The 23,728-nt window shown below is 68.3% G+C and carries 26 protein-coding genes; 18 read left to right on the top strand and 8 right to left on the bottom strand.

The annotated features are described in order from the left end of the window. Positions 1 to 2 precede the first annotated feature (2 nt). Positions 3 to 698 (bottom strand): HNH endonuclease family protein, encoded by a 696-nt coding sequence (locus OG494_RS35315; protein WP_328446163.1) that lies wholly within the window; start codon positions 696 to 698, stop codon positions 3 to 5. A 179-nt stretch (positions 699 to 877) separates the two neighbouring features. On the opposite strand from OG494_RS35315, the gene OG494_RS35320 reads away from it, so the two are divergent. The 16 genes from OG494_RS35320 to hypB all read left to right on the top strand — a co-directional run bounded on the left by OG494_RS35320 (position 878) and on the right by hypB (position 13,562). After that, positions 878 to 1,933: a tetratricopeptide repeat protein gene (locus OG494_RS35320; protein ID WP_328446164.1), complete on the top strand. Its 1,056-nt coding sequence runs from the start codon at positions 878 to 880 to the stop codon at positions 1,931 to 1,933. A 143-nt stretch (positions 1,934 to 2,076) separates the two neighbouring features. Continuing rightward, the gene (locus OG494_RS35325) at positions 2,077 to 2,697 is read left to right on the top strand and encodes a D-sedoheptulose-7-phosphate isomerase (RefSeq protein WP_328446166.1); all 621 of its coding nucleotides are present in this window, start codon (positions 2,077 to 2,079) and stop codon (positions 2,695 to 2,697) included. After that, entirely contained in the window at positions 2,694 to 2,930 is a 237-nt protein-coding gene (locus tag OG494_RS35330; RefSeq protein WP_442874324.1) for a HypC/HybG/HupF family hydrogenase formation chaperone, read from the top strand. Before OG494_RS35325 ends, OG494_RS35330 begins: the two co-directional genes overlap by 4 nt. An 18-nt stretch (positions 2,931 to 2,948) precedes the next feature. Next, positions 2,949 to 3,632, top strand: coding sequence for a D-sedoheptulose-7-phosphate isomerase (locus OG494_RS35335; protein ID WP_328446169.1), 684 nt, complete (start codon positions 2,949 to 2,951; stop codon positions 3,630 to 3,632). A 6-nt stretch (positions 3,633 to 3,638) separates the two neighbouring features. After that, on the top strand, positions 3,639 to 4,691 hold the full coding sequence (locus OG494_RS35340) for a hydrogenase expression protein HypE (protein ID WP_328446171.1): 1,053 nt from the start codon (positions 3,639 to 3,641) through the stop codon (positions 4,689 to 4,691). A gap of 13 nt (positions 4,692 to 4,704) precedes the next feature. Further along, complete coding sequence (locus OG494_RS35345; RefSeq protein WP_328446173.1) at positions 4,705 to 6,489, top strand: nickel-dependent hydrogenase large subunit; 1,785 nt, start codon at positions 4,705 to 4,707, stop codon at positions 6,487 to 6,489. After that, positions 6,486 to 7,028, top strand: a complete 543-nt coding sequence (locus tag OG494_RS35350; protein WP_328446175.1) for a NifU family protein — start codon at positions 6,486 to 6,488, stop codon at positions 7,026 to 7,028. The genes OG494_RS35345 and OG494_RS35350 overlap by 4 nt, the downstream gene beginning before the upstream one ends. Further along, positions 7,025 to 7,642, top strand: coding sequence for a DUF5947 family protein (locus tag OG494_RS35355; protein ID WP_328446177.1), 618 nt, complete (start codon positions 7,025 to 7,027; stop codon positions 7,640 to 7,642). Before OG494_RS35350 ends, OG494_RS35355 begins: the two co-directional genes overlap by 4 nt. Then, a complete protein-coding gene (locus OG494_RS35360) occupies positions 7,635 to 8,264 on the top strand; it encodes a DUF6084 family protein (RefSeq protein ID WP_328446179.1) in 630 nt (209 codons plus the stop codon). Before OG494_RS35355 ends, OG494_RS35360 begins: the two co-directional genes overlap by 8 nt. Beyond that, positions 8,261 to 9,517 carry a hypothetical protein gene (locus tag OG494_RS35365; RefSeq protein ID WP_328446181.1) on the top strand — a complete coding sequence of 419 codons (1,257 nt, stop codon included), beginning with the start codon at positions 8,261 to 8,263 and terminating at the stop codon, positions 9,515 to 9,517. The genes OG494_RS35360 and OG494_RS35365 overlap by 4 nt, the downstream gene beginning before the upstream one ends. Continuing rightward, entirely contained in the window at positions 9,514 to 10,011 is a 498-nt protein-coding gene (locus OG494_RS35370) for a hydrogenase maturation protease (protein WP_328446183.1), read from the top strand. Before OG494_RS35365 ends, OG494_RS35370 begins: the two co-directional genes overlap by 4 nt. Before the next feature lie 3 nt (positions 10,012 to 10,014). Further along, complete coding sequence (locus OG494_RS35375) at positions 10,015 to 10,287, top strand: HypC/HybG/HupF family hydrogenase formation chaperone (protein ID WP_323329030.1); 273 nt, start codon at positions 10,015 to 10,017, stop codon at positions 10,285 to 10,287. 9 nt (positions 10,288 to 10,296) lie between these two features. After that, a complete protein-coding gene (gene hypD, locus OG494_RS35380; protein ID WP_326956280.1) occupies positions 10,297 to 11,433 on the top strand; it encodes a hydrogenase formation protein HypD in 1,137 nt (378 codons plus the stop codon). Between the two features lie 25 nt (positions 11,434 to 11,458). After that, a complete protein-coding gene (gene hypE / locus OG494_RS35385; protein WP_328459118.1) occupies positions 11,459 to 12,535 on the top strand; it encodes a hydrogenase expression/formation protein HypE in 1,077 nt (358 codons plus the stop codon). Further along, positions 12,536 to 12,865: a hydrogenase maturation nickel metallochaperone HypA/HybF gene (locus OG494_RS35390; protein WP_328446186.1), complete on the top strand. Its 330-nt coding sequence runs from the start codon at positions 12,536 to 12,538 to the stop codon at positions 12,863 to 12,865. Position 12,866: 1 nt separating this feature from the next. Beyond that, positions 12,867 to 13,562, top strand: coding sequence for a hydrogenase nickel incorporation protein HypB (gene hypB / locus OG494_RS35395; RefSeq protein ID WP_328446187.1), 696 nt, complete (start codon positions 12,867 to 12,869; stop codon positions 13,560 to 13,562). Here the strand turns inward: hypB and hypF are convergent. Then, a complete protein-coding gene (gene hypF, locus OG494_RS35400; protein WP_328446189.1) occupies positions 13,519 to 15,669 on the bottom strand; it encodes a carbamoyltransferase HypF in 2,151 nt (716 codons plus the stop codon). The genes hypB and hypF overlap by 44 nt on opposite strands. A gap of 87 nt (positions 15,670 to 15,756) precedes the next feature. Continuing rightward, complete coding sequence (locus tag OG494_RS35405; RefSeq protein WP_328446191.1) at positions 15,757 to 16,266, bottom strand: very short patch repair endonuclease; 510 nt, start codon at positions 16,264 to 16,266, stop codon at positions 15,757 to 15,759. 94 nt (positions 16,267 to 16,360) lie between these two features. On the opposite strand from OG494_RS35405, the gene OG494_RS35410 reads away from it, so the two are divergent. Further along, entirely contained in the window at positions 16,361 to 17,617 is a 1,257-nt protein-coding gene (locus tag OG494_RS35410) for a DNA cytosine methyltransferase (RefSeq protein WP_328446193.1), read from the top strand. A 52-nt stretch (positions 17,618 to 17,669) separates the two neighbouring features. On the opposite strand, the gene OG494_RS35415 is transcribed toward OG494_RS35410, so the two are convergent. The 3 genes from OG494_RS35415 to OG494_RS35425 form a co-directional block, all read right to left on the bottom strand. Next, positions 17,670 to 18,659 (bottom strand): NaeI family type II restriction endonuclease, encoded by a 990-nt coding sequence (locus OG494_RS35415; protein WP_328446195.1) that lies wholly within the window; start codon positions 18,657 to 18,659, stop codon positions 17,670 to 17,672. Between the two features lie 37 nt (positions 18,660 to 18,696). After that, complete coding sequence (locus tag OG494_RS35420; RefSeq protein ID WP_328446197.1) at positions 18,697 to 19,482, bottom strand: HNH endonuclease; 786 nt, start codon at positions 19,480 to 19,482, stop codon at positions 18,697 to 18,699. Between the two features lie 79 nt (positions 19,483 to 19,561). Next, positions 19,562 to 20,476, bottom strand: a complete 915-nt coding sequence (locus OG494_RS35425; protein WP_328446198.1) for a LysR family transcriptional regulator — start codon at positions 20,474 to 20,476, stop codon at positions 19,562 to 19,564. A gap of 87 nt (positions 20,477 to 20,563) precedes the next feature. On the opposite strand from OG494_RS35425, the gene OG494_RS35430 reads away from it, so the two are divergent. Next, positions 20,564 to 21,904 carry an aspartate aminotransferase family protein gene (locus OG494_RS35430; protein ID WP_328446200.1) on the top strand — a complete coding sequence of 447 codons (1,341 nt, stop codon included), beginning with the start codon at positions 20,564 to 20,566 and terminating at the stop codon, positions 21,902 to 21,904. On the opposite strand, the gene OG494_RS35435 is transcribed toward OG494_RS35430, so the two are convergent. Then, the gene (locus OG494_RS35435) at positions 21,891 to 22,274 is read right to left on the bottom strand and encodes a VOC family protein (RefSeq protein WP_328446202.1); all 384 of its coding nucleotides are present in this window, start codon (positions 22,272 to 22,274) and stop codon (positions 21,891 to 21,893) included. The two genes, OG494_RS35430 and OG494_RS35435, sit on opposite strands and share 14 nt — an antisense overlap. A gap of 115 nt (positions 22,275 to 22,389) precedes the next feature. Next, complete coding sequence (locus OG494_RS35440; RefSeq protein WP_442874516.1) at positions 22,390 to 23,682, bottom strand: cellulose binding domain-containing protein; 1,293 nt, start codon at positions 23,680 to 23,682, stop codon at positions 22,390 to 22,392. Positions 23,683 to 23,728: the final 46 nt, after the last annotated feature.

Here is a 23,728-nt window from a genome sequence, read left to right on the forward strand (position 1 = left end):
GCTCAGCAGCGGCGGAGCATGTCCGTCAAGGCGGTCTTCTCACCTTCGGTCACGGTCAGCCCGTAGAAGTGCTTCACGACGATCCAGTCGGTCGCGTAGGTGCACCAGAACGCCACGAGCGGCGGCTTCCACTGGTCGGGCGCCTTGTCGCTCTTCTGCTGGTTGAGGTTGTCGGTGACGGCGAACAGCTGCGGCCGGGTCAGGTCGTTGGCGAACTGCCCGCGCTTCTCGGTCGTCCACGCCTTCGCGCCGCTCGCCCAGGCCTGGCCGAGCGGGACCATGTGGTCGATGTCGAGGTCGGTCGCCGTGGTCCACGTCTCGTTGTCGTAGACGCTCGTCCAGGTACCCGATGTCGCCTTGCAGTCCTTGTCGGTCTTGACGTCCTTGCCGGCGCGCTTCAGCACGACTTCCCGCGTGTCACAGCTCGACCCCTGGCTCGCCCAGTGCGGGAACTTCTCACGGGAGTAACCGTCCATGGACGTCCGCGCCGCGACGGTCAGCTCGCCGAGCTGCTTCTGCGCGTCGGCCGCGTTGACCGGGACCGGCCCCGAAGGGGCGGCGGAAGACGTCGATGGGCCGGCGGACGGGGTCGCGCCCGCCCCTCTCGTCGCCCAGTAGCCGAAGAGGGCGACCGCGAGGATCGCGACTACCAGCAGAGTTCGCTGCGTCACGCTGAGCCGAAAGCCGCGGGCCGCCAAGATTTTCTCCTCTCACCTGGGGGTACGCGCGGCGTAGTCTTCCTGCTGTCGACGTGGGAAAACCGCGTCGACACGACGGCCTGGCGCGAATGTGATCTCGCCCACCCATGGCAGAGATGTCACATCGGGCCCATGAACTGCGACTACCGGAGCAAGGACCAGCCGGAGGGAGCAGGCCGATGCCCGGTCGGCTAAAGAAGTGGAACTCGAACTTCGACGACTACCTGCAGCGCAAGGCCGCCGAGGGCGGCAACGTCGTCGCCATGGCCCGGATGGGCGCGGCGATGCGCGAGCGCGGGGAGGTCGACGAGGCCGAGTCGTGGTACCGCAAGGCCGCCATGGGCGGGGACCGCACGTCGATGACGGCGCTGGCGCACCTGCTCAACGAGCGCGGCCTGCTGGAAGAGGCCGAGCGCTGGTGGCACGAGGCGGCGCTGGCCGGCGACCCGCACGGGATGCTGAACCTCGCCCGCTCCTACGAGCGGCAGGGCAAGCGCGACGACGCCCAGCACTGGTTCGGCGAGGCCGCGCGCACCGGCGACCTGTCGTCGATGGCCGCGCTGGGGCACCTGCTGCGTGAGCAGGGGAAGACCGAAGAGGCCGAGTCGTGGCTGCGGCAGGCCGCCGACGCCGGTTACACCGGCGCGATGATCGACCTGGGCATCCTGCTCCGCGACCGCGGCCAGGCGGCGGAGGCCGCCCGGTGGTGGCGCTCGGCCGTGCTGGCCGGCGACCTCGGGGGCGCGTGCCAGCTGGGCCGGCAGGCCGAGCGGCTGGGCCGGCCCACCGACGCCGAGAACTGGTACCGGCAGGGCGCGATCAGCGGCAACGTCGAGGCGATCGTCCGGCTCGGGCTGCTGCTGCACCGGCGCGGCGACCTCGAAGAAGCCGAGAACTGGTACCTCGACGCCGCCGAGCGGGGCGACCCGGCCGCGATGACCAACCTCGGCGTCCTGGCCCGCAACCGCGGCGACGAAGGCGAGGCCGCGGCCTGGTACCGCAAGGCCGCGGAACACGGCAGCGTCCCGGCCCTGACCAACCTCGGGCACCTCGCCGAGCACCGGGAGGACCTCTCCGAAGCCGAGCGGTGGTTCCGCCGCGCCGCCGAAACGGGGGACGTCCAGGGCATGCTCAGCCTGGCCCGGATGCTGCGGTCGCGGGGCGCCGCCCATGAGGCCGAACTGTGGCTGGCCCGGGCGGAGCACGATCGGGGCGACCGCGAGCACCAACACTGATGCCGGAGGAACGAGCGAAAAAGTCACGCTCCGCCGACCATCACGGACCACGAATCACCCGAGTAGATCTATTGTGTGATCCAACTCACACCTCTAGCCTGGGGAAGCTCCCACCACCGAGCAGCTCCCGAGGAAGTGCCGCGATGCCGTGGTCACCGAATCACCCCGACTCCGTCGACGCGCTCTTCGCGCGCCGGGAGGGGCCGGTCCTGGCGTTGGCCGACGACGCGAGGGAGGTCGCGCGGGCGTGCCACGGCATGGCCCGCCGGTTCCACCGCGGCGGCAAGCTCGTCGTCTTCGGCAACGGCGGCCCGAGCACCGACGCCCAGCACGTGGCCGTGGAGTTCGTGCACCCGGTGATCGTCGGCAAGCGCGCGCTGCCCGCCGTCTCGCTGACCGCCGACGTCGCGACCGTCACGGGCGTGGCCAGCCGCGCCGGCCTCGACGACATCTTCGCCCACCAGCTGCGGATCCTCGGCGAACCGGCCGACATCGCGCTGGGCATCTCCACCGACGGCGACTGCGGCAACGTGAAGCGCGCTCTCGAAACGGCCCGTGACCTCGGCATGCTCACCGTCGCGCTGACCGGTCGTAACGGCGGCGCGATCGCCGCGACTACTGGGCTGGACCACGTCTTCATCGCGCACTCGGACGACCCGCGGGTCGTCAAGGAGGTACACGTGACGACCTACCACGTGCTGTGGGAGCTCGTGCACGTCTTCTTCGAGCAACCCGGCGTCCTGGCTCCGGAGGTGGCGTCTTGAGCGCCGCTGACGCCGACAGAGCGGCCACCCCCGTCTGCCACGACGGGGTGTGCATCACCTGCTCGGACACCGCGGTCGAGGTGACCGTGGTCGAACTCCTGGACCTCGGGTTCGCCGTTGTGGAAACCGGCTCCGGCCGGGAAGAGGTGAGCGTGGCGCTGGTTTCGGCCGGCGTCGGCGACCGAATCCTGGTGCACGCCGGGGAAGCCATCGCTCGCCTGGAGAATTCCTAGCCGAGGAGTTGACGCGCCATGTCGCGGGAACACACCCCCGTGGGCGCGGACGGTCTCGAAGCGCTGTACCCGTTCCTCTACGCGGGGTCCAGTGACGTCGACGCCGTCCTCGATCAGGTCGAAAAGTCCACTGTGGACAAAGTGCACGAGATCGTCGCGTTGCGCGCCCAGGTGCTGGCGGCCGATCGCGAGCACCTGTTCGCCTGTGTCCAGGACGTCGCTCGCGCGTTCGCCGGGGGCGGCCGGCTGCTCGCGTTCGGCAACGGTGGCAGCTCGACCGACGCCCAGGACCTCGCCAGCCTGTTCCTGAGCCCGGCGGGTGCCGCGAAACCGTTGCCCGCCTTCGGGTTGACGAACGACATCGCGGTGGTGACCGCGCTCTCCAACGACATCGGGTTCGACGTCGTGTTCGCCCGGCAGCTCGCCGCGTTCGGGCGCGCCGGCGACATCGCGGTGGGCCTGTCCACCAGCGGGAACTCCGCGAACCTGCTGCGCGCCTTCGACGAAGCCGCCCGGCTCGGCATGGTGACGGTCGGCATCGCCGGCTACGACGGCGGGAAGATGGCCGAGCTCGACAGCATCGACCACCTCTTCGTCGTCCCGTCGCCGTCCGTGCACCGCATCCAGGAAGCCCAGACGACCCTTTACCACGCGCTGTGGGAACTCACCCTCGGCGCGCTCGACGAGCTCGGGGTTAGGTGACCAGCCGTGACGCACGCGTCAGACACCGAAGAGAAGCCCATCCACATCCTCTGGATCAACGCCGGCCTGTCGTGCGACGGCGACTCCGTCGCGCTGACCGCCGCCACGCAACCGAGCATCGAGGAAATCGTCCTCGGCGCCTTGCCCGGCCTGCCCAAGATCGCGGTCCACTGGCCGTTGATCGACTTCGAGTGCGGGCCCGAGACGGGGGCCGACACGTTCATCGAGTGGTTCCACAAGGCGGACCGCGGTGAGCTGGACCCGTTCGTCCTGGTCGTCGAGGGGTCGATCCCGAACGAAGCGATCAAGGAAGAGGGCTACTGGTGCGGCTTCGGGAACAACCCCGAGACCGGCCAGCCGATGACGACCAGCGAATGGCTGGATCGGCTGACGCCCAAGGCGCTGGCGGTCATGGCGGTCGGCACCTGCGCCACCTACGGCGGCATCCACGCGATGGAGGGCAACCCGACCGGCGCCATGGGCGTGCCGGACTACCTGGGCTGGGATTGGAAGTCCGGCGCCGGCATCCCGATCGTCTGCGTGCCCGGCTGCCCGACCCACCCGGACAACCTGTCCGAGACCATCGTCTACCTGCTGTACCAGGCCGCCGGCCAGGCGCCGATGATCCCGCTCGACGACCACCTGCGGCCGCAGTGGCTCTTCGGCGCGACCGTGCACGAGGGCTGCGACCGCGGCGGCTACTACGAGCAAGGTCAGTTCGCCGACACCTACGACTCCCCCAAGTGCCTGGTGAAGCTGGGCTGCTGGGGCCCGGTCGTCAAGTGCAACGTGCCCAAGCGCGGCTGGATCAACGGCGTCGGCGGCTGCCCGAACGTCGGCGGCATCTGCATCGGCTGCACCATGCCCGGCTTCCCCGACAAGTTCATGCCGTTCATGGACGAGCCCCCGGGCGCGCACGTGTCGTCGCTGGCCAGCGGCGCGTACGGGTCGGTGATCCGGCGGCTGCGGCAGATCACCGAGCGCAAGCTCGACAAGGAGCCCAAGTGGCGGCGCACGGGCAAGAAGCTCGACACCGGCTACAAGTCCTCGTGGCGCTGAAAGGGATCGGGAAATGACGGACAAGGGCGTGAGCACCAAGGGCCGGACCGACCTCGTCGAGATGGCCTGGGACCCGATCACCCGGATCGTCGGCAGCCTCGGGATCTACACGAAGATCGACTGGGCGGCCAAGCGCGTCGTCGAGTGCCACAGCACGTCGTCGGTCTTCCGCGGCTACAGCATCTTCATGAAGGGCAAGGACCCGCGCGACGCGCACTTCATCACCAGCCGGATCTGCGGGATCTGCGGCGACAACCACGCGACGTGCTCGGTCTACGCGCAGAACATGGCCTACGGCGTCCGCCCGCCGCACCTGGGCGAGTGGATCCTCAACCTCGGCGAAGCCGCCGAGTACATGTTCGACCACAACATCTTCCAGGAGAACCTGGTCGGGGTGGACTACTGCGAGAAGATGGTCGCCGAGACCAACCCCGGCGTCCTGGAGCAGGCCAACCGCACCGAAGCGCCGCACGCGCGCGACCACGGCTTCAAGACCATCGGCGACATCATGCGCTCGCTGAACCCGCTGGAGGGCGAGTTCTACCGGGAAGCGCTGCAGGTCTCCCGGAGCACGCGCGAGATGTTCTGCCTGATGGAAGGCCGGCACGTCCACCCGTCCACGTTGTACCCGGGCGGCGTCGGCACGGTCGCCACCGTGCAGTTGTTCACCGACTACCTGACCCGGCTCATGCGCTACGTCGAGTTCATGAAGCGCTGCCTGCCGATGCACGACGACCTGTTCGACTTCTTCTACGAAGCCATCCCCGGGTACGAAGAGGTCGGCCGGCGCCGGATCCTGCTCGGCTGCTGGGGCAGCCTGAACAACCCGGAGTACTGCGACTTCAGCTACGAGAACATGGAGTCCTGGGGCCGGAAGATGTACGTGACGCCCGGCGTGGTCGTCGACGGCAAGCTCGTCACCACCAGCCTGCTCGACATCAACCTCGGCATCCGGATCCTGCTCGGCAGCTCGTTCTACGAGGACTGGGCCGACCAGCCGATGTTCGTCACGCAGGACCCGCTGGGCAACCCGGTCGACCAGCGCCACCCGTGGAACCAGCACACCATCCCGCGCCCGGCCAAGCGCGACTTCGACAGCAAGTACTCGTGGACGATGTCGCCGCGCTGGTTCGACGGCAAGGACCACCTGGCCCTCGACACCGGCGGCGGCCCGATCGCGCGCCTGTGGGTGACCGCGCTCGCCGGGCTCGTCGACACGCCGTACGTCAAGTCGACCGGGCACAGCGTCACGATCAACCTGCCGCGCACGGCGACCAAACCCGAGGTCAGCTTCGAGTGGAAGATCCCGCAGTGGAGCAACGCGCTCGAGCGCAACCGCGCCCGGACGTACTTCCAGGCGTACTCGGCCGCGATGGCGCTGCACTTCGCCGAGCAGGCCCTCGGTGAGGTCCGCAAGGGCAACACGAAGACGTGGGAGCCGTTCAAGGTCCCGGACGAAGGTGTGAGCTGCGGCTTCACCGAAGCGGTGCGCGGGGTGCTGTCGCACCACATGGTGATCAAGGGCGGCAAGATCGCGAACTACCACCCGTACCCGCCGACGCCGTGGAACGGCAGCGTCCGCGACAGCTTCGGCACGCCGGGGCCGTACGAGGACGCCGTGCAGAACACGCCGATCTTCGAGGAGAACACGCAGGAGAACTTCAAGGGCATCGACATCATGCGCGCGGTCCGCAGCTTCGACCCGTGCCTGCCCTGCGGCGTCCACATGTACACCGGCAAGGGCAAGGTCGTCGAACGGCTGCACACCCCGCACGCGTTCGGCGGCGAGATCGCATGACGGACGTCGGCCGGGTCGGCGAACGCATCGAGCAGCTGCTGGGCGAGTTCTCCGGCCCGGACGCCGAGATCGCCGAGGAGCTCGTCCACACGCTGCTCGAGTTCTACGGCGCGGGGCTGGAACGGATCGTGGACGTCGTCGGCGGGGCGGACCGGCTCCTGCTGGGCCGCCTCGCCGAGGACGAGCACGTCCGGGGCCTGCTCGTGCTGCACGACCTGCACCCGAAGTCCACGCACGAGCGCGTCGCCGAGGCGCTCGACAAGGTCCGGCCGTACCTGGGCTCGCACGCCGGCGACGTCGAGCTGGTCGGGATCGACGCCGACGGCGTGCTCAGCCTGCAGCTGCAGGGCACGTGCGACGGCTGCCCGTCGTCGACCGTCACCGCGAAGTACGCCATCGAAAAGGTGGTGCGGGAAGCGGCGCCGGAGATCTCCGACGTCCACGTCGAAGGGGTCGTGCCCGAGCAGACCGGCCCGGGCGGACGTCCGCTGCTGCCGCTGGAAGCACTCGAGTGCCCGGTCCCCGCGGAGCCGGTGTGACGGGCGGGCTGCGCAGGTTCCGCAACCCCGTCCAGCGGACGGCACCCGGCGAACGGTGCGAGCTGTGCGCCGAGCCGATCGGCGGGGAGCACGGGCACGTGATCGACCTCGAGTCGCGGGCGATCATGTGCACCTGCCGGGGCTGCTACCTGCTCTTCACCCACCGCGGCGCGGGCGGGAAGCGGCACCGCGCGGTGCCGCAGCGGTTCCGGCACGCGCCGCGGTTCGCCCCCGGCGCCGCGTTGTGGGAGACGGCGGGGATCCCGGTGAAGACGGCGTTCCTGTTCCGCAACTCGGTGCAGGACCGGACGGTCGCGTTCTACCCGAGCCCGGCAGGGGCGACCGAGTCGCTCCTGCCGCTCGGCACCTGGGACGAGCTGCTGGCCGACACCCCGGCGTTCGCCGACGTCGCCGACGACGTCGAAGCGTTCCTGCTGAACAAGCTCGACCTGGGTTTCGAGTGCTTCCTGGTGCCGATCGACGTCTGTTACGAGCTGGTCGGGATCGTGCGGACGACGTGGCGCGGCTTCGACGGCGGCACCGAGGCGCACGAGGCCATCGACGGTTTCTTCGCGAGCCTGCGGGAACGCAGTGAGGTCGTGGCGGATGGCTGAGCTGACCTTCGACTGCGTCGACGTCCAGCCGATGAAGTACGCCGCGTCGCCGACGCTGGCGTTCAAGCTGCGGATCACCGAGCTGTCCGGGCAGCCGATCCACGCGATGGTGCTGCGCGTCCAGATCCGCATCGAACCGCAGCGGCGCCGGTACGCCGACGACGAGACCGAGCTGCTCACCCACCTCTTCGGCGACCGCTCCCGGTGGGGCGAAACGCTGAAACCGTTCCAGTTCACGACGGTGTCGGTGGCGGTGCCCGGCTTCACCGGCGCCACCGAGATCGACGCCGAGGTGCCGTGCACCTACGACCTGGAAGTGGCCGCCGGCAAGTACTTCCACGCGCTGACCGAAGGTGTCGTGCCGATGGTGCTGCTGTTCAGCGGCACGGTGTTCGGCAAGGGCGGCACCGGGTTCTGGGTGGAGCAGGTGCCGTGGCACGCCCAGGCCGAGTACCGGATGCCGGTGAAGGTGTGGGACGAGCTGGTCGACCGCTACTTCCCGAACGTCGCGTGGATCAAGCTGCCCAAGGAGACGGTGGACGCGCTGCTCAAGTACAAGGCGCGCCACGCCATCCCGACCTGGGAAGCGGCGATGGAACGACTGCTGGCCGGTGAGCCGTGAACGTCCTCGACCAGGCCCGCGCGGTCGGCGACGCCGTCCTCTACGAGGGTTACCTGCTCTACCCGTACCGCGCGTCGGCCGGGAAGAACAAGGTGCGCTGGCAGTGGGGGGTGCTGATGCCGCCGTCGTACGCCTCGGCGGACATCGGCGAGCACGCGTCGGCGCGCGTCGAATGCCTGCTCGAACCCCTGGCGCACACGATCCTGCACGTCAAGCTGCGGTTCCTACAGGCGCAGGCACGTCTGGTCCACAACGGCGGTCGTTTTGTCGACACGGCGACCGTCGACGGCGTCGAGTACACGACCTGGGACGAAGCCGTCGAGCGTGAGCTGGACTTCGTGCTGCCGCTGGCGGAACTGCCCGCCGACACCCCGTTCTCCGTGCCCGGCGGCGAAGAACGCGAAGACGTCGGCGAGGGCTGTGCGCTGGTCCGGCGGACGCAGGCGCTCTCGGGCGTCCTCAGCGTCCGGCTCGACGCCCTCGACGGCCCGTTCGGCGGCGCCCGGGTGCGCCTGGACCTGTACAACACGACGGCGTCGCGCACGGACGGCACCCGTGAGCAGGCCCTGCACCACGCGCTGGTCGCCGCGCACCTGGTGCTCGGCGTCGACACCGGGCACTTCCTGTCCATGCTGGACCCGCCGGAGTGGGCGAAGCCGGCCGTCGAGGCGTGCCGGCAAGAGCGGCTGTGGCCGGTGCTGATCGGCGACACCGCGCGCAGCCGGGCGATCCTCGCGTCGCCGATCATCCTGTACGACGACCCGGCGATCGCCGCGGAGAGCCAGGGCGACCTGTTCGACGGCACCGAGATCGACGAGATACTGACGCTGCGCACGATGACGTTGACCGACGAAGAGAAACGCCAGGCCCGGGCCACCGACCCGCGCGCGGCGGCGATCGTCGACCGGGTCGACGCGATGCCGCCGGAGCTGCTCGACCGGCTGCACGGCACCGTCCGCTACCTGCGGTCGGTCACCGGGGAGCCCGAGCCGGAGACGGTGACCGTCGCGGGCGTCGACGTCACCGCCGGGTCGAAGGTGCGGCTGCGGCCGAACCTGCGCGGCACCGACGCCCAGGACATGTTCCTCGCCGGCCTGACCGCGACGGTCCGGAACGTGCTGTCCGATGTGGACGGTGTGCGGTACGTCGCGGTCACCCTCGACGACGATCCGGCCGCCGACCTGCAGGTCACGCACGGCCGGTTCCGGTACTTCTCCCCCGACGAGATCGAGCCATTGGAGGTCGCGGAATGAGGCCACGAGTGCTGGTGGCGGGCATCGGCAACATCTTCCTGAGCGACGACGGCTTCGGCGTCGAGGTGATCAAGGAGCTCGAAGGGACCGAACTGCCGGAGTGGGTGCAGATCGCCGACTACGGCATCGCGGGTTTGCACCTGGCCTACGACCTGCTCGGCGGTTACGACACCACGATCCTGCTCGACGCCACCCCGCACGGAAAGCCGCCCGGCACGCTCTCGCTCATCGAAGCCGACGTCGACGACCTGGCGGCGTCGGCCTCGATCGACGCACACGGCATGCAGCCCGAAGCCGTGTTCCGGCTGCTGCGGCTGCTCGGCGGGGACGCCGGGCGGGTGCTGATCGTCGGCTGCGAACCCGCGTGCCTCGACGAAGGGATCGGGCTTTCCCCGGAGGTCGAGGGGGCGGTGCCGGCCGCGGTCCGCGCCGTCACCGAGCTCGCCTGGGGCACCAGCCCGACCCTGCCCGGCAAACAGAAGACGGAGGTCTGAGCCATGTGCCTCGGGATCCCGGGCGAAATCATCGAGATCAGCGAGGATCGACCGGACCTCGCGAAAGTCTCGGTCAGCGGCGTCAAGCGGCTCATCAACATCGGCCTGCTCGACGACGACCCGCCGAAGCCGGGCGACTGGATCCTCATCCACGTCGGCTTCGCACTGTCCAAAATAGACGAAGCGGAGGCCGCGGCCGCGCTGGACTTCCTCGAAAGCATCGGCAAGGCGTACGAGGACGAAATGGCCGCGTTGCTCGAATCCCAGATCGAATAAGGAGTCGTCATGCGTTTCGTCGACGAGTTCCGCGACGCGGAGAAGGCGCGGGCGCTGTCCGCGAAGATCACGTCGCTGTGCGAGCCGGGCCGCCAGTACAAGTTCATGGAGGTCTGCGGCGGGCACACGCACACCATCTACAAGCACGGCCTGGAGGACTACCTGCCCGAGAGCGTCACGCTGGTGCACGGGCCCGGCTGTCCGGTGTGCGTGATCCCGATGGGCCGCGTCGACGACGCCATCCACATCGCGCGGCAGCCCGGCGTGCTCATGACGTCGTTCGGCGACATGATGCGCGTGCCCGGCTCCGGCGGGAACTTCTTCGACTCGAACGCCGAGGGCACCAACATCCGGATGGTGTACTCGCCGCTGGACTCGCTGAAGATCGCCCGCCAGAACCCGGACCTGCGGGTCGTGTTCATGGCCATCGGCTTCGAGACGACCACGCCGTCCACCGCGATGACGCTGCTGCGCGCGGCCGCCGAAGGCATCGAGAACTTCTCGGTCTTCGCCAACCACGTCACGATCATCCCGGCGATCAAGGCCATCCTCGACTCCCCCGACCTGCGGCTCGACGGGTTCATCGGCCCGGGGCACGTCTCGACGGTGATCGGCTGCCGGCCCTACGAGTTCATCGCGCGCGACTACGGCAAGCCCGTGGTCGTCGCCGGGTTCGAACCGCTCGACATCCTGCAGTCGATCTACATGCTGATGGTGCAGCTGTCCGAGAAGCGGTCCGAAGTGGAGAACCAGTACTCGCGGGTGGTTCCGTGGAACGGGAACATGGTCGCGTTGAAGGCCATCAACGAGGTCATGGAGCTGCGGCCGTACTTCGAGTGGCGCGGCCTCGGGTTCATCTCGCACTCGGCGATGGCCGTCCGCGAGAAGTACGCGTCCTTCGACGCCGAGCGCATCTTCGAGATCCCCGGCCTGCGTGTCGCCGACCCGAAGGCGTGCCAGTGCGGCGAGGTGCTCAAGGGGGTGCTGAAACCGTGGGAGTGCAAGGTGTTCGGCACCGCGTGCACGCCGGAGACGCCGATCGGGACGTGCATGGTTTCGCCCGAAGGCGCCTGCGCGGCGTACTACAACTTCGGGCGGTTCAGCCGCACGCGCGTGCGGGAGGCGAGCCGGCATGAGCACGTCTGAGCGGCGCTCGACGATCGCGGTGCCGATGACGACGTCCGACCGCGAGCAGCAGGTGCTCGACCGGATCGACCGCGCCCGCCGCCGGCGCGCGAAGGTCCGCGAAGAGCGCATCACGCTGTCGCACGGCGCGGGCGGCAAGGCGACGCAGACGCTCATCGAGGCCGTCTTCCTCGACGCGTTCCGCAACCCGCTGCTGGAGCCCCTGGAAGACGCGGCCTCGTTGACCATCGGCGACGCCCGCCTCGCCCTGACGACCGATTCGTACGTCGTCTCGCCGCTGTTCTTCCCCGGCGGCAACATCGGTGACCTGGCGATCAACGGCACGGTGAACGACCTCGCCGTCTCCGGCGCGCGGCCGCTGTACCTGACCGCGGGGTTCATCCTCGAGGAGGGTTTCCCGGTCGAGGACCTGCTGAAGATCGTCGAGTCGATGAAGGCGGCGGCGCTCGCGGCCGGCGTCCAGATCGTCACGGGCGACACGAAGGTCGTGCAGCGCGGGAAGGCCGACGGCGTCTACATCAACACAGCGGGGGTCGGCGTGCTCACGCGCACCGGCCTCGGGGTGGCCACCGTGAAGCCCGGAGACGCCGTCCTCGTCTCCGGGCCGATCGGCGACCACGGCGTCACGATCATGCTGGCCCGCGGCGAGCTCGACATCGACGCCGACCTGGAGTCCGACACCGCGCCGGTGCACGACCTGGTGGCCGGCCTGCTGGCCGCGGTGCCGGGTGTGCGCGCGATGCGGGACGCGACCCGCGGCGGCGTCGCGACGATCCTCAACGAGATCGCCAAGGCGGCGGACGTCGCGGTGGTCGTCGACGAGAAGGCCGTGCCGGTCCGCACCGAGGTCCGCGGCGCGTCCGAGCTGCTCGGCATCGACCCGCTGTACGTCGCCTGCGAAGGCCGGATCGTGGTGGTCGTCGACGGCGCCCAGGCTTCGGACGCGCTGGCGGCGTTGCGCTCGCACCCGCTGGGCGCGGACGCGGCGATCATCGGCCGGGTCGCCGACGACCCGCCGGGCCTGGTGCTGCTGAACACCGCGTTCGGCGGTACCCGGATCGTGGACCTGCTGGTCGGGGACCCGCTGCCGAGGATCTGCTGAATGCACGAAATGTCGATCACGCAGTCGGTCGTCGACGCGATCGTCGCCCGCCTCGGCGAGGCGACGGTCACGAGCGTGCGGCTGGAGATCGGAAGGCTGTCCGGCGTGGTGCCGGACAGCGTCCGCTTCTGCTTCGACGTCCTGTGCAGCGGCACGTCGCTCGACGGCGCCCGCTTGGAGATCGACGAGCCGTCCGGGCGGGCGCGCTGCCGCGACTGCGGCGCCGAGTTCGCGCTGGACGACTTCATCCTGCTCTGCCCGTGCACCAGCGCGAACGTCGAAGTGCTGGCCGGGCGCGAACTGCGCATCACATCGGTAGAGGTGGTCTGACATGTGCGATACCTGCGGCTGTTCCGACTCCGACGTCCGGATCACCGACCAGACGCACACAGTGCTGCTGGAGCAGGACATCCTGGCGAAGAACGACGACCTGGCCGAGCACAACCGCGCACACCTGCGCGCGTCCGGCGTCTTCGCGATCAACCTGATGAGTTCGCCGGGCGCCGGGAAAACGACGTTGCTGGAGCGCACCATCTCCTCTTCGGACACGCCGTGCGCGGTGATCGAAGGTGATCAGGAGACGCTGCTGGACGCCGAGCGCATCAAGGCCACGGGCGCGCCGGTCGTCCAGATCAACACGGGTGCCGGCTGCCACCTGGACGCGTCGATGCTGCACCGGGCGCTGCACTCGCTGTCGCCCGCGCGGGGGTCGATGCTGTTCATCGAGAACGTCGGCAACCTGGTCTGCCCGGCCCTGTTCGACCTCGGCGAGGCGGCGCGCGTGGTGATCCTGTCGGTGACCGAGGGACCGGGGAAGCCGCTGAAGTACCCGCACATGTTCGCGGCGACGGACCTGGTGCTGCTGAACAAGATCGACCTGCTGCCGTACGTGGATTTCGACGTCGACGAGTTCACCCGGGACACCCGCCGCGTGAACCCTTCGGCGGCGATTCTCCAGGTCAGCGCGACCCGCGGCGACGGTCTCACCGAGTGGTACGACTGGCTACGGCAACCTGCCCGAAGCTGATCCCGCCGTCGTTGGCCGGCACCCTGCGGTGGGTCAGCACGCGGAAGCCGCTGTTCTCCAGGTTCTCCACGGTCCGGTCCAGCAGGAAGACGTTCTGGAACACGCCACCGGACAACGCGACGGTGGTGCTGTGCTCGCGGAACCGGTCGCACGTCCGCGCGATGGCGTCGGCGACGCCGTTGTGGAACCGCGCGGCTCGCGTCGCCTCGGGACTGGGGTCGTCCAGCAGGGCGGCGATGAGGTCTTCGCCGTGGACGACGTCGTCCACGCGCGCCCGGTACGCGGTTTTCTCCGCCGGATCGGCCAGCTGCTCCAGCTCGATGGCGGCCTGGCCTTCGTAGTTGACGGTCTCCCGGACGCCGAGCAACGCGGCGGCGGCGTCGAACAGGCGTCCCGCACTGGACGTCAACGGTGAGTTGAGGCCGCTGCGGATGAGCTTCACGACGTCTTCCCGCGCCGGTCGCCCGAGTGCGTCCACATAGGACGCGGCCATCCGCCAGGGTTGCCGGATGGCTTGCGCCCCACCGGGCATTCTCACCGGGTTCAGGTGGCTCAGCCGCTGGTAGGTCGTCAGGTCCGCGAGCAGGAACTCCCCGCCCCAGATGGTGCCGTCGGGCCCGAAGCCGGTGCCGTCGAAGGCGACGCCGAGCACGGGCCCGTCTTCCCCGTTGTCGGCCAAGCAGGACGCGATGTGGGCGTGGTGGTGCTGCACGCCGAGCAGCTCGGCGTCCTGGTCGAGGGCGTATTTCGTGGACAAGTACTCGGGGTGCAGGTCGTGCGCGACGACCACGGGGTCGACGTCGAAGAGGCGCTTGAAGTGCTCGATGCCCTCGGTGAAGGACCTGAGGGTCTCGTAGTTCTCGAGGTCGCCGATGTGGTGCGAGAGAACGGCGTGCCGGCCTTTGCCGAGGCAGAAGGTGTTCTTGAGTTCGGCGCCGCAGCCGAGAAGGTGCTGTTTCGCCGGTTGTTTCAGGCTCACGGGCTCGGGCGCGTAACCGCGCGAACGCCGTTGCAACTGCTCCCGGTTCCGCACTATCCGCACCACGGAGTCGTCCGTGCGAATGTGGATGGGCCGGTCGTGGGTGAGAAACGCGTCGGCGATGTCGCCCAGCCGCCCGAGTTCGTCATCCCGGTAGACGATGGGCTCGTCGGAGACGTTGGCGCTGGTCAGCACGATCGGCCCGGTCAGTTCCAGCAGAAGGTGGTGCAGCGGGGTGTAGGGCAGCATGAGCCCGATCCGCCGGTTCCCCGGCGCGACGGCGGCCGCCAGCTCCCCCTTCTTCGGCAGCAACACAATGGGCCGCCGTCTGCTGCACAAGGCCGTTTCCGCGGCATCGTCCACTTCGGCGAGTTCCCTCGCCTGGCCCAGATCGGCGACCATGACGGCGAAGGGCTTGTCCTCCCGATGCTTCCTCGCGCGCAGGTTCCGCGCCGCCTCTTCATGCCGGGCCCCGACGGCGAGGTGATAACCCCCGAGCCCCTTGACAGCCAGAACGGCACCTTGCGCCAGCGCCTCGGCCGCTTTGTGGATCGCGTCACCACCGCCGGGTTCGAACCGCAAGGTGGGCCCGCAGGCGGGGCAGCAGACGGGCTGGGCGTGAAACCGCCGATCCCCGGGGTCCTCGTACTCCTGCTTGCACTCGGCGCACATCTCGAACCCGGCCATGGTGGTGAAGGGCCGGTCATAGGGAACACCGGTGACAATGGTGAAGCGGGGCCCGCAGTTGGTGCAGTTGACAAAGGGATACCCGAACCGCCGGTCGGCCGGATCCCGCATTTCGCGCAGGCAGTCGTCACAGGTGGCGGAGTCGGCGGAAATCAGCGTGTCGGCCACTCCCTCGCCCGGACTCTCGACGATGACGAACCCGACGTCACCCTTCGCCGCGATTTCCCGGACCTGAATCTCGTCGACAACGGCCAGCGGCGGCGCTTCGGTCTTGAGCGCCACCAGAAAGGCCTCGACGGCCTCCCCTTCGACCTCGGCGAAAACCCCGCGAACGTCGTTCCCCACGAAGCCGGCGAGCCCGAGCCGGGAGGCAAGCTGATGAACGAAGGGCCGAAACCCCACGCCCTGCACAACCCCGAAAACCCGGACGGCCACCCGCACGCGCTCAGTCTGCGCCCCAGAAGGCCATCCCAGCCAGCTTGGCCCGCCTGCCGCCGTCACCAGATCCGGTGAAGCCAACCGCCGGCATCAGCGTTCTTGTCGGTCCGTGGCGCTACTGTCGTACACATGTTCGACCACAGCCGTAACGGCAGCGACCGCGTCGTCCAGCGGCTGGTGTTCCCAGATCCGCACGACGTGCCAGCCTGCACGCCCCAAAGCGTCGTTGGCCGCTCGATCACGTTCGACGTTGCGGCGCAGCTTCGGTGTCCAGTACCACTCGTTGGAAGTCGGCTGCCTGCCATGCTCGGGGCAGACGTGCCAGAAGCAACCGTCCACGAAGACGGCCACCTTCCGCGCTGTGAATACGACGTCAGGCCGGACCCGGACCCCCTCAGGCAGATCGAGCCGGAGGTCCTTGCGGTAGCGGTAACCCAGCCGATGCAAGGCACTACGCAACGCCACTTCGGGTTTCGTGTCGGTCCGGCGGTTCGCGCGCATGTTCCGCGACCTGCCTTCGCTCGAAGGCGCTGGGTACAGACCCTTAGCGTGCGCACGCTCCCGGGCGTCCCCGCTGTCAGGTGACGACACGCTCACCACTCATTCGACCCAATCAAGCCGAGCCACTAGTCCGTGAGGGAAGATACCCGATGAGGACTGCGCGCAGCTCGGCTCCACCCGGAAGGCACCACACATGAAGTACAACGTCATCGAGATCTGCGCCGGTGCAGGCGGCCAGGCTCTCGGGCTGCACCGCGCTGGCTTCAAGCACAAACTGGCTGTTGAGCTCGACCAGACCGCGGCCGACACTCTGGAAACGAACTTCCGCGAGAAGCTCAAGATCGATGCCAAAGTAGCCGTTGGGGACGTAGCGGATCCTGACGTGTGGGAGCCGAAGCACTACGCCGGAGATGTCGACCTTCTCGCAGGCGGAGTACCGTGCCCGCCCTTCACCATCGCAGGCAAGCAGCTTGGCGCGAACGACGAACGAGACCTCTTCGCCTGGGCCATCGAGCAGGTTGGCATCATCCAGCCTCGAGCTCTTCTGCTAGAGAACGTCCGAGGGCTCAGCCTCCCCAGATTTGCTGGTTACCGGCAGCACGTTCTCGATCAGCTCGCCGAGTTTGGCTACATCGGCGAGTGGCGCCTGCTCCAAGCGTCAGACTTCGGCGTACCACAGCTGCGCCCTCGTTTCGTCCTGGTTGCGTTCAAGCCCGATGACGCTGCGTACTTCCACTGGCCGGAGCCCCAGGGCGATGCCCCCACGGTGGGGGAAACACTGCGGGAGCTCATGGGATCCCGGGGCTGGAAGCACCTCGACGCCTGGGTCTCCGCTGCCAACAAGATCGGTCCCACGATTGTCGGCGGTTCCAAGAAGCACGGCGGGGCAGACCTCGGCCCGACCCGGGCTAAGCGAGCGTGGGCGCAACTGGGCGTCGATGCGCTAGGCGTCGCCAACGAGCCGCCCGGGCCGGACGACGAATTCGCCGTCGGGCCGAAGCTCACGACCGAGATGGTGGAGCTCATCCAAGGCTTCCCCGGCACCGGAGCCTGGGACTTCTTGGGAAAGAAGACTTCGCGCTACCGGCAAATCGGCAATGCCTTCCCGCCCCGAGTGGCCGAGGAGATCGGGAAGGCTATCTTTGCCGCACTAGAGCACACTGGCACACCCGCCCCCCGGGAGACCGTGGAGCACGATCCCGTCTACAAGGCACTGAAAAATGCCAAGGGCCCAATCCGCGCAGACCAGATGCTGAACGCGGACGGCGAGCCACTGGATACCGGTGAAATCGAGAAGCGGATAACCATGCTCAGCGCGGACTTCGAGATCAACATCGAGGTCAGGAACAACGTGACCCGGTATGAACTGGGCGAATTCAAGGCCTTCACCGGCCAGGACGACCACGGTCGCCACGAGGTTTTCCTGAAGAATCGCGCCAGAATCAGCTAGCCGCTGCCGGTGATCCGGAGTTTTCGTCCGGATCACCGGCAGCGGTCACACATCAAGTGTCATTGTGCTTGCGCGGAACAAGAGGTGCCGGAACAATCGGGTCAGCCGCATCTGCGCGACGCCACCAAGCACCCTCGATTTTTGCCGCCTGCCGAGAGTCCTCAGGCCCAGCAGGCGCAACCCGCGTGACGACGAACTGACCTTTTTCCGGCTGCGGCAGCCCCAATGCGGCAATGACAGCGGGGTCGTTGTCTTGATGTCCGAGCACTAGAAGCCCTTCGGGGCGAAGGGCTTCGCGGGCGCCGCCATTGCTTCGCATCCGCTTCAGCGGGTCATCTAAACCCCATCCCACAGTCTCCACGGTCGGTCGCGTAATCACCTGATTGTGCACTTCGCGGCACAGCTGGAAAAGTCGCGCCTGCCCGTGCCGATCCCCGCGGCGAGCGCGAGCGCTCATTATTCTTTCACGCTTGCTGCGCTCCATGTGCAAGAGAACATTCTCAGGCAGGTGACCAGCAGCTTTCCAGAGCCATCGGACACTGTCCCGTCCCTGCTGATTCAGCGTCCTCTTGGCATCGCGGTTGGTGCTGGTTCGAAGCCTCTCCTGAGTGGCACGAACCAGCCCGGCGCGCCACGCCCCTTTCAGGTCGTCGGCCCACAGGACCAGGCATATCTTTCCGATCAGCTCCGGTCCAACCTCCCAGCCGCCAACCCTCTGCGAAAACTTGCAGTCAACGTCTACGTCAGCGATCTTGTAGTCGGTCGCGTCTCCGTCGTAAAAGTCGAACTCACGATGAAGATTGATTTCGACGAGCGTGCCCATGTGGATCTTTTCAGTCTTCCGGAGATCGTGATAGTCCCACCTCCCACTGCGCCGCCCGTCGAGGAGCTGGTCGTAGGTATCCCGCAGAACCGACGCCACACGCTCGCCCGTTGGATCTAGCCCGATAAGGTGATCCTCGACAGCGTCCAGCTCGGCATCATCGCCTCTGGCCGGAGCCCCGGCAACCAGCAGAAGTTCCTCGCCGATTTCCTCGACCATACTTCAGCATCCCTCCTCCTCGCATTCCGCCACGAAACTAACCAACCATTTTCTCGAGTTCTTTCATCAATTCACTCTTCGCCTTAGCCGACAGTCGGCGCACTTCAGCGTAAGCAATGTCAAGCCTACTCTTGTTCCTTCGGCCAGCCTGCAGCCAGTCCAGAAGCGTTTGCTTGTCTTTTCGCGGGAGTCCCCGGATGTCAGGAAGAATCTCTGGCAGAGTCAACGGGTTCTCCACCCCGTCGCGCACCGTCTCGTTGCATCGAGCACACTCTGCCTGCAACTCGTCAACCGACGCACCGCGCAGAAGTCGCTTACCCGGAATACGGTGCCCGAGCGTCAGCCGAGCCCGCTTTTCCGGCAAATCGTCGTACGATTCTCCGGCCGCGATGCCGCAGACGACACAGGTTCTCCCATCCCTCTCGAAGACCCGTCGCCGGACACTGTCAGACGGGGCATCGTTCTTCGGCCTTGACCGGCCCAACCCCGGGTGCCACCCCTTGGCGTCCAGACGGTACTCGTCATGCCCCAGAGAACCGTCGTCTCTCGCCGAGGGGATCTGCCACCCGTCGCGCTGCCGCAGGACCCGCAAACGCCGGTTGAGGTGCTCCGCCGCATTCGGACGATCCTCCTCGCCGAGAGCCGCACGCAGCTGCCGCATCGTGATCCTGTCGCCCGGTACGCAGTTGAAAGCGAGCCACGCAGCAAGTTTCTGCTCGTCGCCAAACGGCCGTTTGGCGCCTGGAGCGAGCTTGAGCTGCCACCAGAGAGTCCCGTCAGGGACATAAGCCGCAAGCGGATAAGAACCTTGATAGCCCTCCACTCATAAAGATCTACCAGCAACGCTGCCCAGCAGCCGCAGTTATTACCCATTGTCGTTAGCTAGATGCATAGGGTGTCCATCATGAGGGGTTGCCCGCCCATTCGGCCAGGGCCGGGAGGTCCGGCGGCTGCCGCAGCGCGTCGAGCACGACGTTCACCGCCGCGCGCAACGGTGAACCCCGGCGGACCACCGCCGCGATCGTCCGGTTCACCGGGGCCGTCAGCTCCCGCGTCGACACCCGGTACCGCCGGTCCACCGCCAGCCCCGGCAGCAAGGCGATCGACAGCCCGGCCTCGACGTGCTGCAGCGTCATCAGGTAGTTGCCGAACCGGCACGCCACCCGCGGCTCGAAACCCGACTCGCGGCACAGGCGCAGCGTCAGGTTCGCCATGTACGACTGCGGGATGTCGAGCGCCCACGGCTCGTCCGCGTAAGCGGCCAGGTCCGCCGGGCCGCGCGGGCCGTCGGCCGCCGTGACCAGCACGATCGGGTCGGTTGCCAGCTGGACGATGTCGAGGTCCGGGCCCAGCGGCAGCTCGACGAAGTCCGTCGTCGTGATGATGACGTCGGCGTCGCCGCCGCGCAGGGCCGGGATGCTCGCGTGCGGCTCCAGCTCCAGCAGCTCGACGTCGAGGTGCGGGTACGCGGCCGCCAAGCGGGTGACGGCCGGCACCGCCATCGTGTGGATCGCGCTCTGGAACGCGCCGAGCCGGACCAGGCCGACCGGCTCGTCGCCGAGACCGCGCAGCTCCGCCTCGACCGTGTCCATGTGGTCGAGGATCGCCCGCGCGCGCCGCGCCAGCATCAGGCCCGCGGGCGTCAGCCGGACCCGGCGGCCGGTGCGTTCCAGCAGCTGGGTGCGGGTTTCCGTCTCGAGCACGGCCAGCTGCTGCGACACGCTCGACGCGCTCAGGTTCGCGTCCTGGGCGACCGCGCGGACCGTGCCCAGGGTGTCGAGCCGGCTCAGCAGCCGCAAGCGCCACGGGTTCAGCATCCATCCATTGTTGTTCGGATCAACCGAACAGGACAGCCGGAATTGTGAGATGGACGTGACGCTCGGACCGGACTTACCGTCGAAGACATGGCTGCTCCGACTTCCGTAACCACTTCTGGGACCACCTCCGCCGACGCCTTCTGGGCCGACGCCGACAAGCACCTGGTGCGCTACGGCGGCGCGTTCACCCACGAGATCATCGACCACGCCGAAGGCAGCTTCGTCTTCACCGAAGACGGCCGCCGGATCCTCGACTTCACCTCCGGCCAGATGAGCGCGATCCTCGGGCACTCGCACCCGGAGATCGTCGAGACGCTCCGGCGGCAGGTCGGGAAACTCGACCACCTCTTCAGCGGCATGCTGAGCCGCCCGGTCGTCGACCTGGCGCGCCGCCTCGCCGAGACGCTCCCGGCGCCGCTGGAGAAGGCCCTGCTGCTGACCACCGGGGCCGAGTCCAACGAGGCGGCCATCCGGATGGCCAAGCTCGTCACCGGCAAGCACGAGATCGTCTCGTTCGCCCGGTCGTGGCACGGCATGACGCAGGCCGCGGCGAGCGCGACCTACAGCGCCGGCCGCCGAGGCTACGGCCCGGCCGCACCCGGCAACTTCGCCATCCCGGCACCCAACCGCTACCGGCCGGACTTCACCGACGCCGACGGCAACCTGGACTGGCGGCGCCAGCTCGACTTCGGGTTCGAGATGATCGACGCGCAGTCGGTCGGCAGCCTGGCCGCCTGCATCGTCGAGCCGATCCTCAGCTCCGGCGGCATCATCGAGCCCCCGCCCGGCTACTTCGCCGCGCTGCAGGAGAAGTGCCGGGAACGCGGCATGCTGCTGATCGTGGACGAAGCCCAGACCGGCCTCTGCCGCACCGGCAACTGGTACGCCTTCGAGCGCGACGGCGTCGTCCCGGACATCCTCACGCTCTCCAAGACGCTCGGCGCCGGCCTGCCGCTGGCCGCGGTGCTCACGAGCGCCGAGATCGAGCAGAAGGCGCACGACCGCGGTTTCCTGTTCTTCACCACGCACGTCGCGGACCCGCTCCCGGCCGCGGTCGGCAACACGGTGCTCGACGTCCTGACCCGCGACCGCCTCGACGAGCGCGCCCTGCAGCTGGGCGGCCTGCTCCGCCACGGCCTCGAGCGCATCGCCCACCGGCACGAGGTGGTCGGCGACATCCGCGGCCGCGGCCTGCTGGCCGGCCTGGAACTGGTGCTGGACCGCGAAACCAAGCGCAGCTCGGACGAACTGGGCGCGCGCGTCACCAGCCGCTGCCTGGAGCTGGGGCTGCACATGAACATCGTGCAGCTGCCGGGGATGGGCGGGGTGTTCCGGATCGCCCCACCGCTGACGGCGTCCGAAGAGGAGATCTCCCTCGGCCTGGCCATCCTCGACGAGGCGATCGGAGACGCCGTCAAGACGCTTTGACCGGCCTGAAGAGGTTGACGAGCGTGCCGTCCGGGTCGCGGATCAGCAGCGACCGGTTGCCCCACGGCATCGTCGTGGGTTCGTTGACGAACTCGATCTCGCCCTGCTTGAGCCGCGCGTACTCGGCGTCGACGTCGTCCACCAGGAACTCGATGATCGCGCTGTGGTTGTCGGCCGGCCGGGCTGAGCCCGGGGCGAAGATGCCGACCGTGCGCGTGCTGCCGATGGCCAGGGTGAACGCCGGCGTCGAGATCTCGGCGAAGTCCGGCGTGGCCCAGGTCGCGGTCAGGCCGGTGACGTGCTCGTAGAAGCCGGCGAGCCGCGCGACGTCGTCGGTGATGATCCGGAGGGAGGCGATCTGTGTGGTCATGCCGACGACGTTAAGACCAATACCGGACAGGATCCGCCCGGTATTCGGCGCCCGATGAGAAAGGCCTCCTTGCCGGCCCGGGGAGCCGGCAAGGAGGCCTCTGTTCACGACAGCGTCAGAAACCCGCCGTCACCCTGGTGAAGTCCCAGTCGCTCTGGGCGATGCCACTGCAGTCGGACACCACGCCGCCGCCCGGGCAGCCGCGGTCGCGGTTGACCGACCAGAACGCCAGGCGGCCGATCTTGTTCGTCTTGGCCCAGGTGGTGATCTGGGTCCACGTCGGGAGATCGGTCAGCTCCTGCTGGTCGGACAGGCCGTTCATGCCCGAGATGCCGAGGTGGTTGTACGCCGTGGCGTCGTTCCACCCGAACGTCGACTTCAGCTTGTCCCGCAAGCCGTTCGCCGCGTTCACCGTGCTCTGGTACATGTTCGCACCGCCGCCGAAGTCGAACGGCATGATCGTGTAGACGTCCACCCCGGCGCCCAGCGCCTTCGACTGGTCGATGAGCCGGTTCCCGTAGTAGTTCGGGCCGGTCGTCGAGGTGCCGAAGGTCAGGATCGTCTGGATCCCCGGGTTGTTCTGCTTCACGATCTTCAGCGCGTTCAGGATGCGGTCCTGCACGGTCTCGTTCTCGAACTCGTCGGAGTTCTCGATGTCGATGTCGATCGCCTTGAGGCCGTACGCGTTGATGACCTGCTGGTACGCGCCGGCCAGCGCGGCGGGCGTCGAGCAGTTCGGGCCGAGCTTGTTGCCGCTCCAGCCACCGAACGACGGCACGACCTGACCACCGGCCGCCTTGATCTGCGCGATCGCGGTCGCGTCCGCGCTGCCGCTCAGCGGACGGCTGCTGTCCCACGCCGGGTTGCAGCCACCGGAGGCGTTGACGAACGCCATGGTGAACCACTTGACCCCGGTCGCGTTCATCACCGTCTGCGGGTTCGGCGGGCTGCCCCAGCCCATGTAGAGGTACGGCGCGCCGCGGCCACCGGGCTGGTTCGGCGGCGTGGTGGTCGGCGGGGGCGTCGTCGTAGGCGGCGGTGTGGTCGTGGTGGGAGGTGTCCCCCCGGCCGCACACGACCCGCCGTTGAGCTTGCAGTTCGCCGGCGCGGCGTACGAACCCGAGTACGTCACGTTGAAGCCGAAGCTCGCGCTACCGCCGTTGCCGACGTTGCCGTTCCACGTGTTCTTCACCGTGACGTGCTGGCCGGACGCCGTGTAGCTGCCGTCCCACAGCGAGCCGATCTTCGCGCCGCTCGGCAGGTCGAACTCCACCGTCCAGGTCGGCAACACCGAGCCCGAGCCGTTGGCGATCGTGTACTTGCCCTCGTACCCGGTGCCCCAGTCGGAGCCCTTCGCGAAGGTGGCACTCACGCCGCCGGCCGCGCTCGCCGGCGCGATCACGAACATCGCGCCGACCGTGGCGGCCGCGGCCGCCAGCCCGAGCGCCGGCAAC

Source organism: Amycolatopsis sp. NBC_00438 (assembly GCF_036026695.1).
Lineage (GTDB): Bacteria > Actinomycetota > Actinomycetes > Mycobacteriales > Pseudonocardiaceae > Amycolatopsis.

Bases quoted from the DNA above. Each gene is read 5' to 3' on its own strand.
- OG494_RS35345 (WP_328446173.1), top strand. From the start codon at position 4,705: ATGACGGACAAGGGCGTGAGCACCAAGGGCCGGACCGACCTCGTCGAG.
- OG494_RS35430 (WP_328446200.1), top strand. From the start codon at position 20,564: ATGGCTGCTCCGACTTCCGTAACCACTTCTGGGACCACCTCCGCCGAC.
- OG494_RS35325 (WP_328446166.1), top strand. From the start codon at position 2,077: ATGCCGTGGTCACCGAATCACCCCGACTCCGTCGACGCGCTCTTCGCG.
- OG494_RS35375 (WP_323329030.1), top strand. From the start codon at position 10,015: ATGTGCCTCGGGATCCCGGGCGAAATCATCGAGATCAGCGAGGATCGA.
- OG494_RS35435 (WP_328446202.1), bottom strand. From the start codon at position 22,274: ATGACCACACAGATCGCCTCCCTCCGGATCATCACCGACGACGTCGCG.
- OG494_RS35320 (WP_328446164.1), top strand. From the start codon at position 878: ATGCCCGGTCGGCTAAAGAAGTGGAACTCGAACTTCGACGACTACCTG.
- OG494_RS35440 (WP_442874516.1), bottom strand. From the start codon at position 23,682: ATGTTCGTGATCGCGCCGGCGAGCGCGGCCGGCGGCGTGAGTGCCACC.
- hypB (WP_328446187.1), top strand. From the start codon at position 12,867: ATGTGCGATACCTGCGGCTGTTCCGACTCCGACGTCCGGATCACCGAC.
- hypE (WP_328459118.1), top strand. From the start codon at position 11,459: ATGACGACGTCCGACCGCGAGCAGCAGGTGCTCGACCGGATCGACCGC.
- OG494_RS35390 (WP_328446186.1), top strand. From the start codon at position 12,536: ATGCACGAAATGTCGATCACGCAGTCGGTCGTCGACGCGATCGTCGCC.
- OG494_RS35370 (WP_328446183.1), top strand. From the start codon at position 9,514: ATGAGGCCACGAGTGCTGGTGGCGGGCATCGGCAACATCTTCCTGAGC.
- OG494_RS35350 (WP_328446175.1), top strand. From the start codon at position 6,486: ATGACGGACGTCGGCCGGGTCGGCGAACGCATCGAGCAGCTGCTGGGC.
- OG494_RS35335 (WP_328446169.1), top strand. From the start codon at position 2,949: ATGTCGCGGGAACACACCCCCGTGGGCGCGGACGGTCTCGAAGCGCTG.
- OG494_RS35360 (WP_328446179.1), top strand. From the start codon at position 7,635: ATGGCTGAGCTGACCTTCGACTGCGTCGACGTCCAGCCGATGAAGTAC.
- OG494_RS35410 (WP_328446193.1), top strand. From the start codon at position 16,361: ATGAAGTACAACGTCATCGAGATCTGCGCCGGTGCAGGCGGCCAGGCT.
- hypD (WP_326956280.1), top strand. From the start codon at position 10,297: ATGCGTTTCGTCGACGAGTTCCGCGACGCGGAGAAGGCGCGGGCGCTG.
- OG494_RS35425 (WP_328446198.1), bottom strand. From the start codon at position 20,476: ATGCTGAACCCGTGGCGCTTGCGGCTGCTGAGCCGGCTCGACACCCTG.
- OG494_RS35415 (WP_328446195.1), bottom strand. From the start codon at position 18,659: ATGGTCGAGGAAATCGGCGAGGAACTTCTGCTGGTTGCCGGGGCTCCG.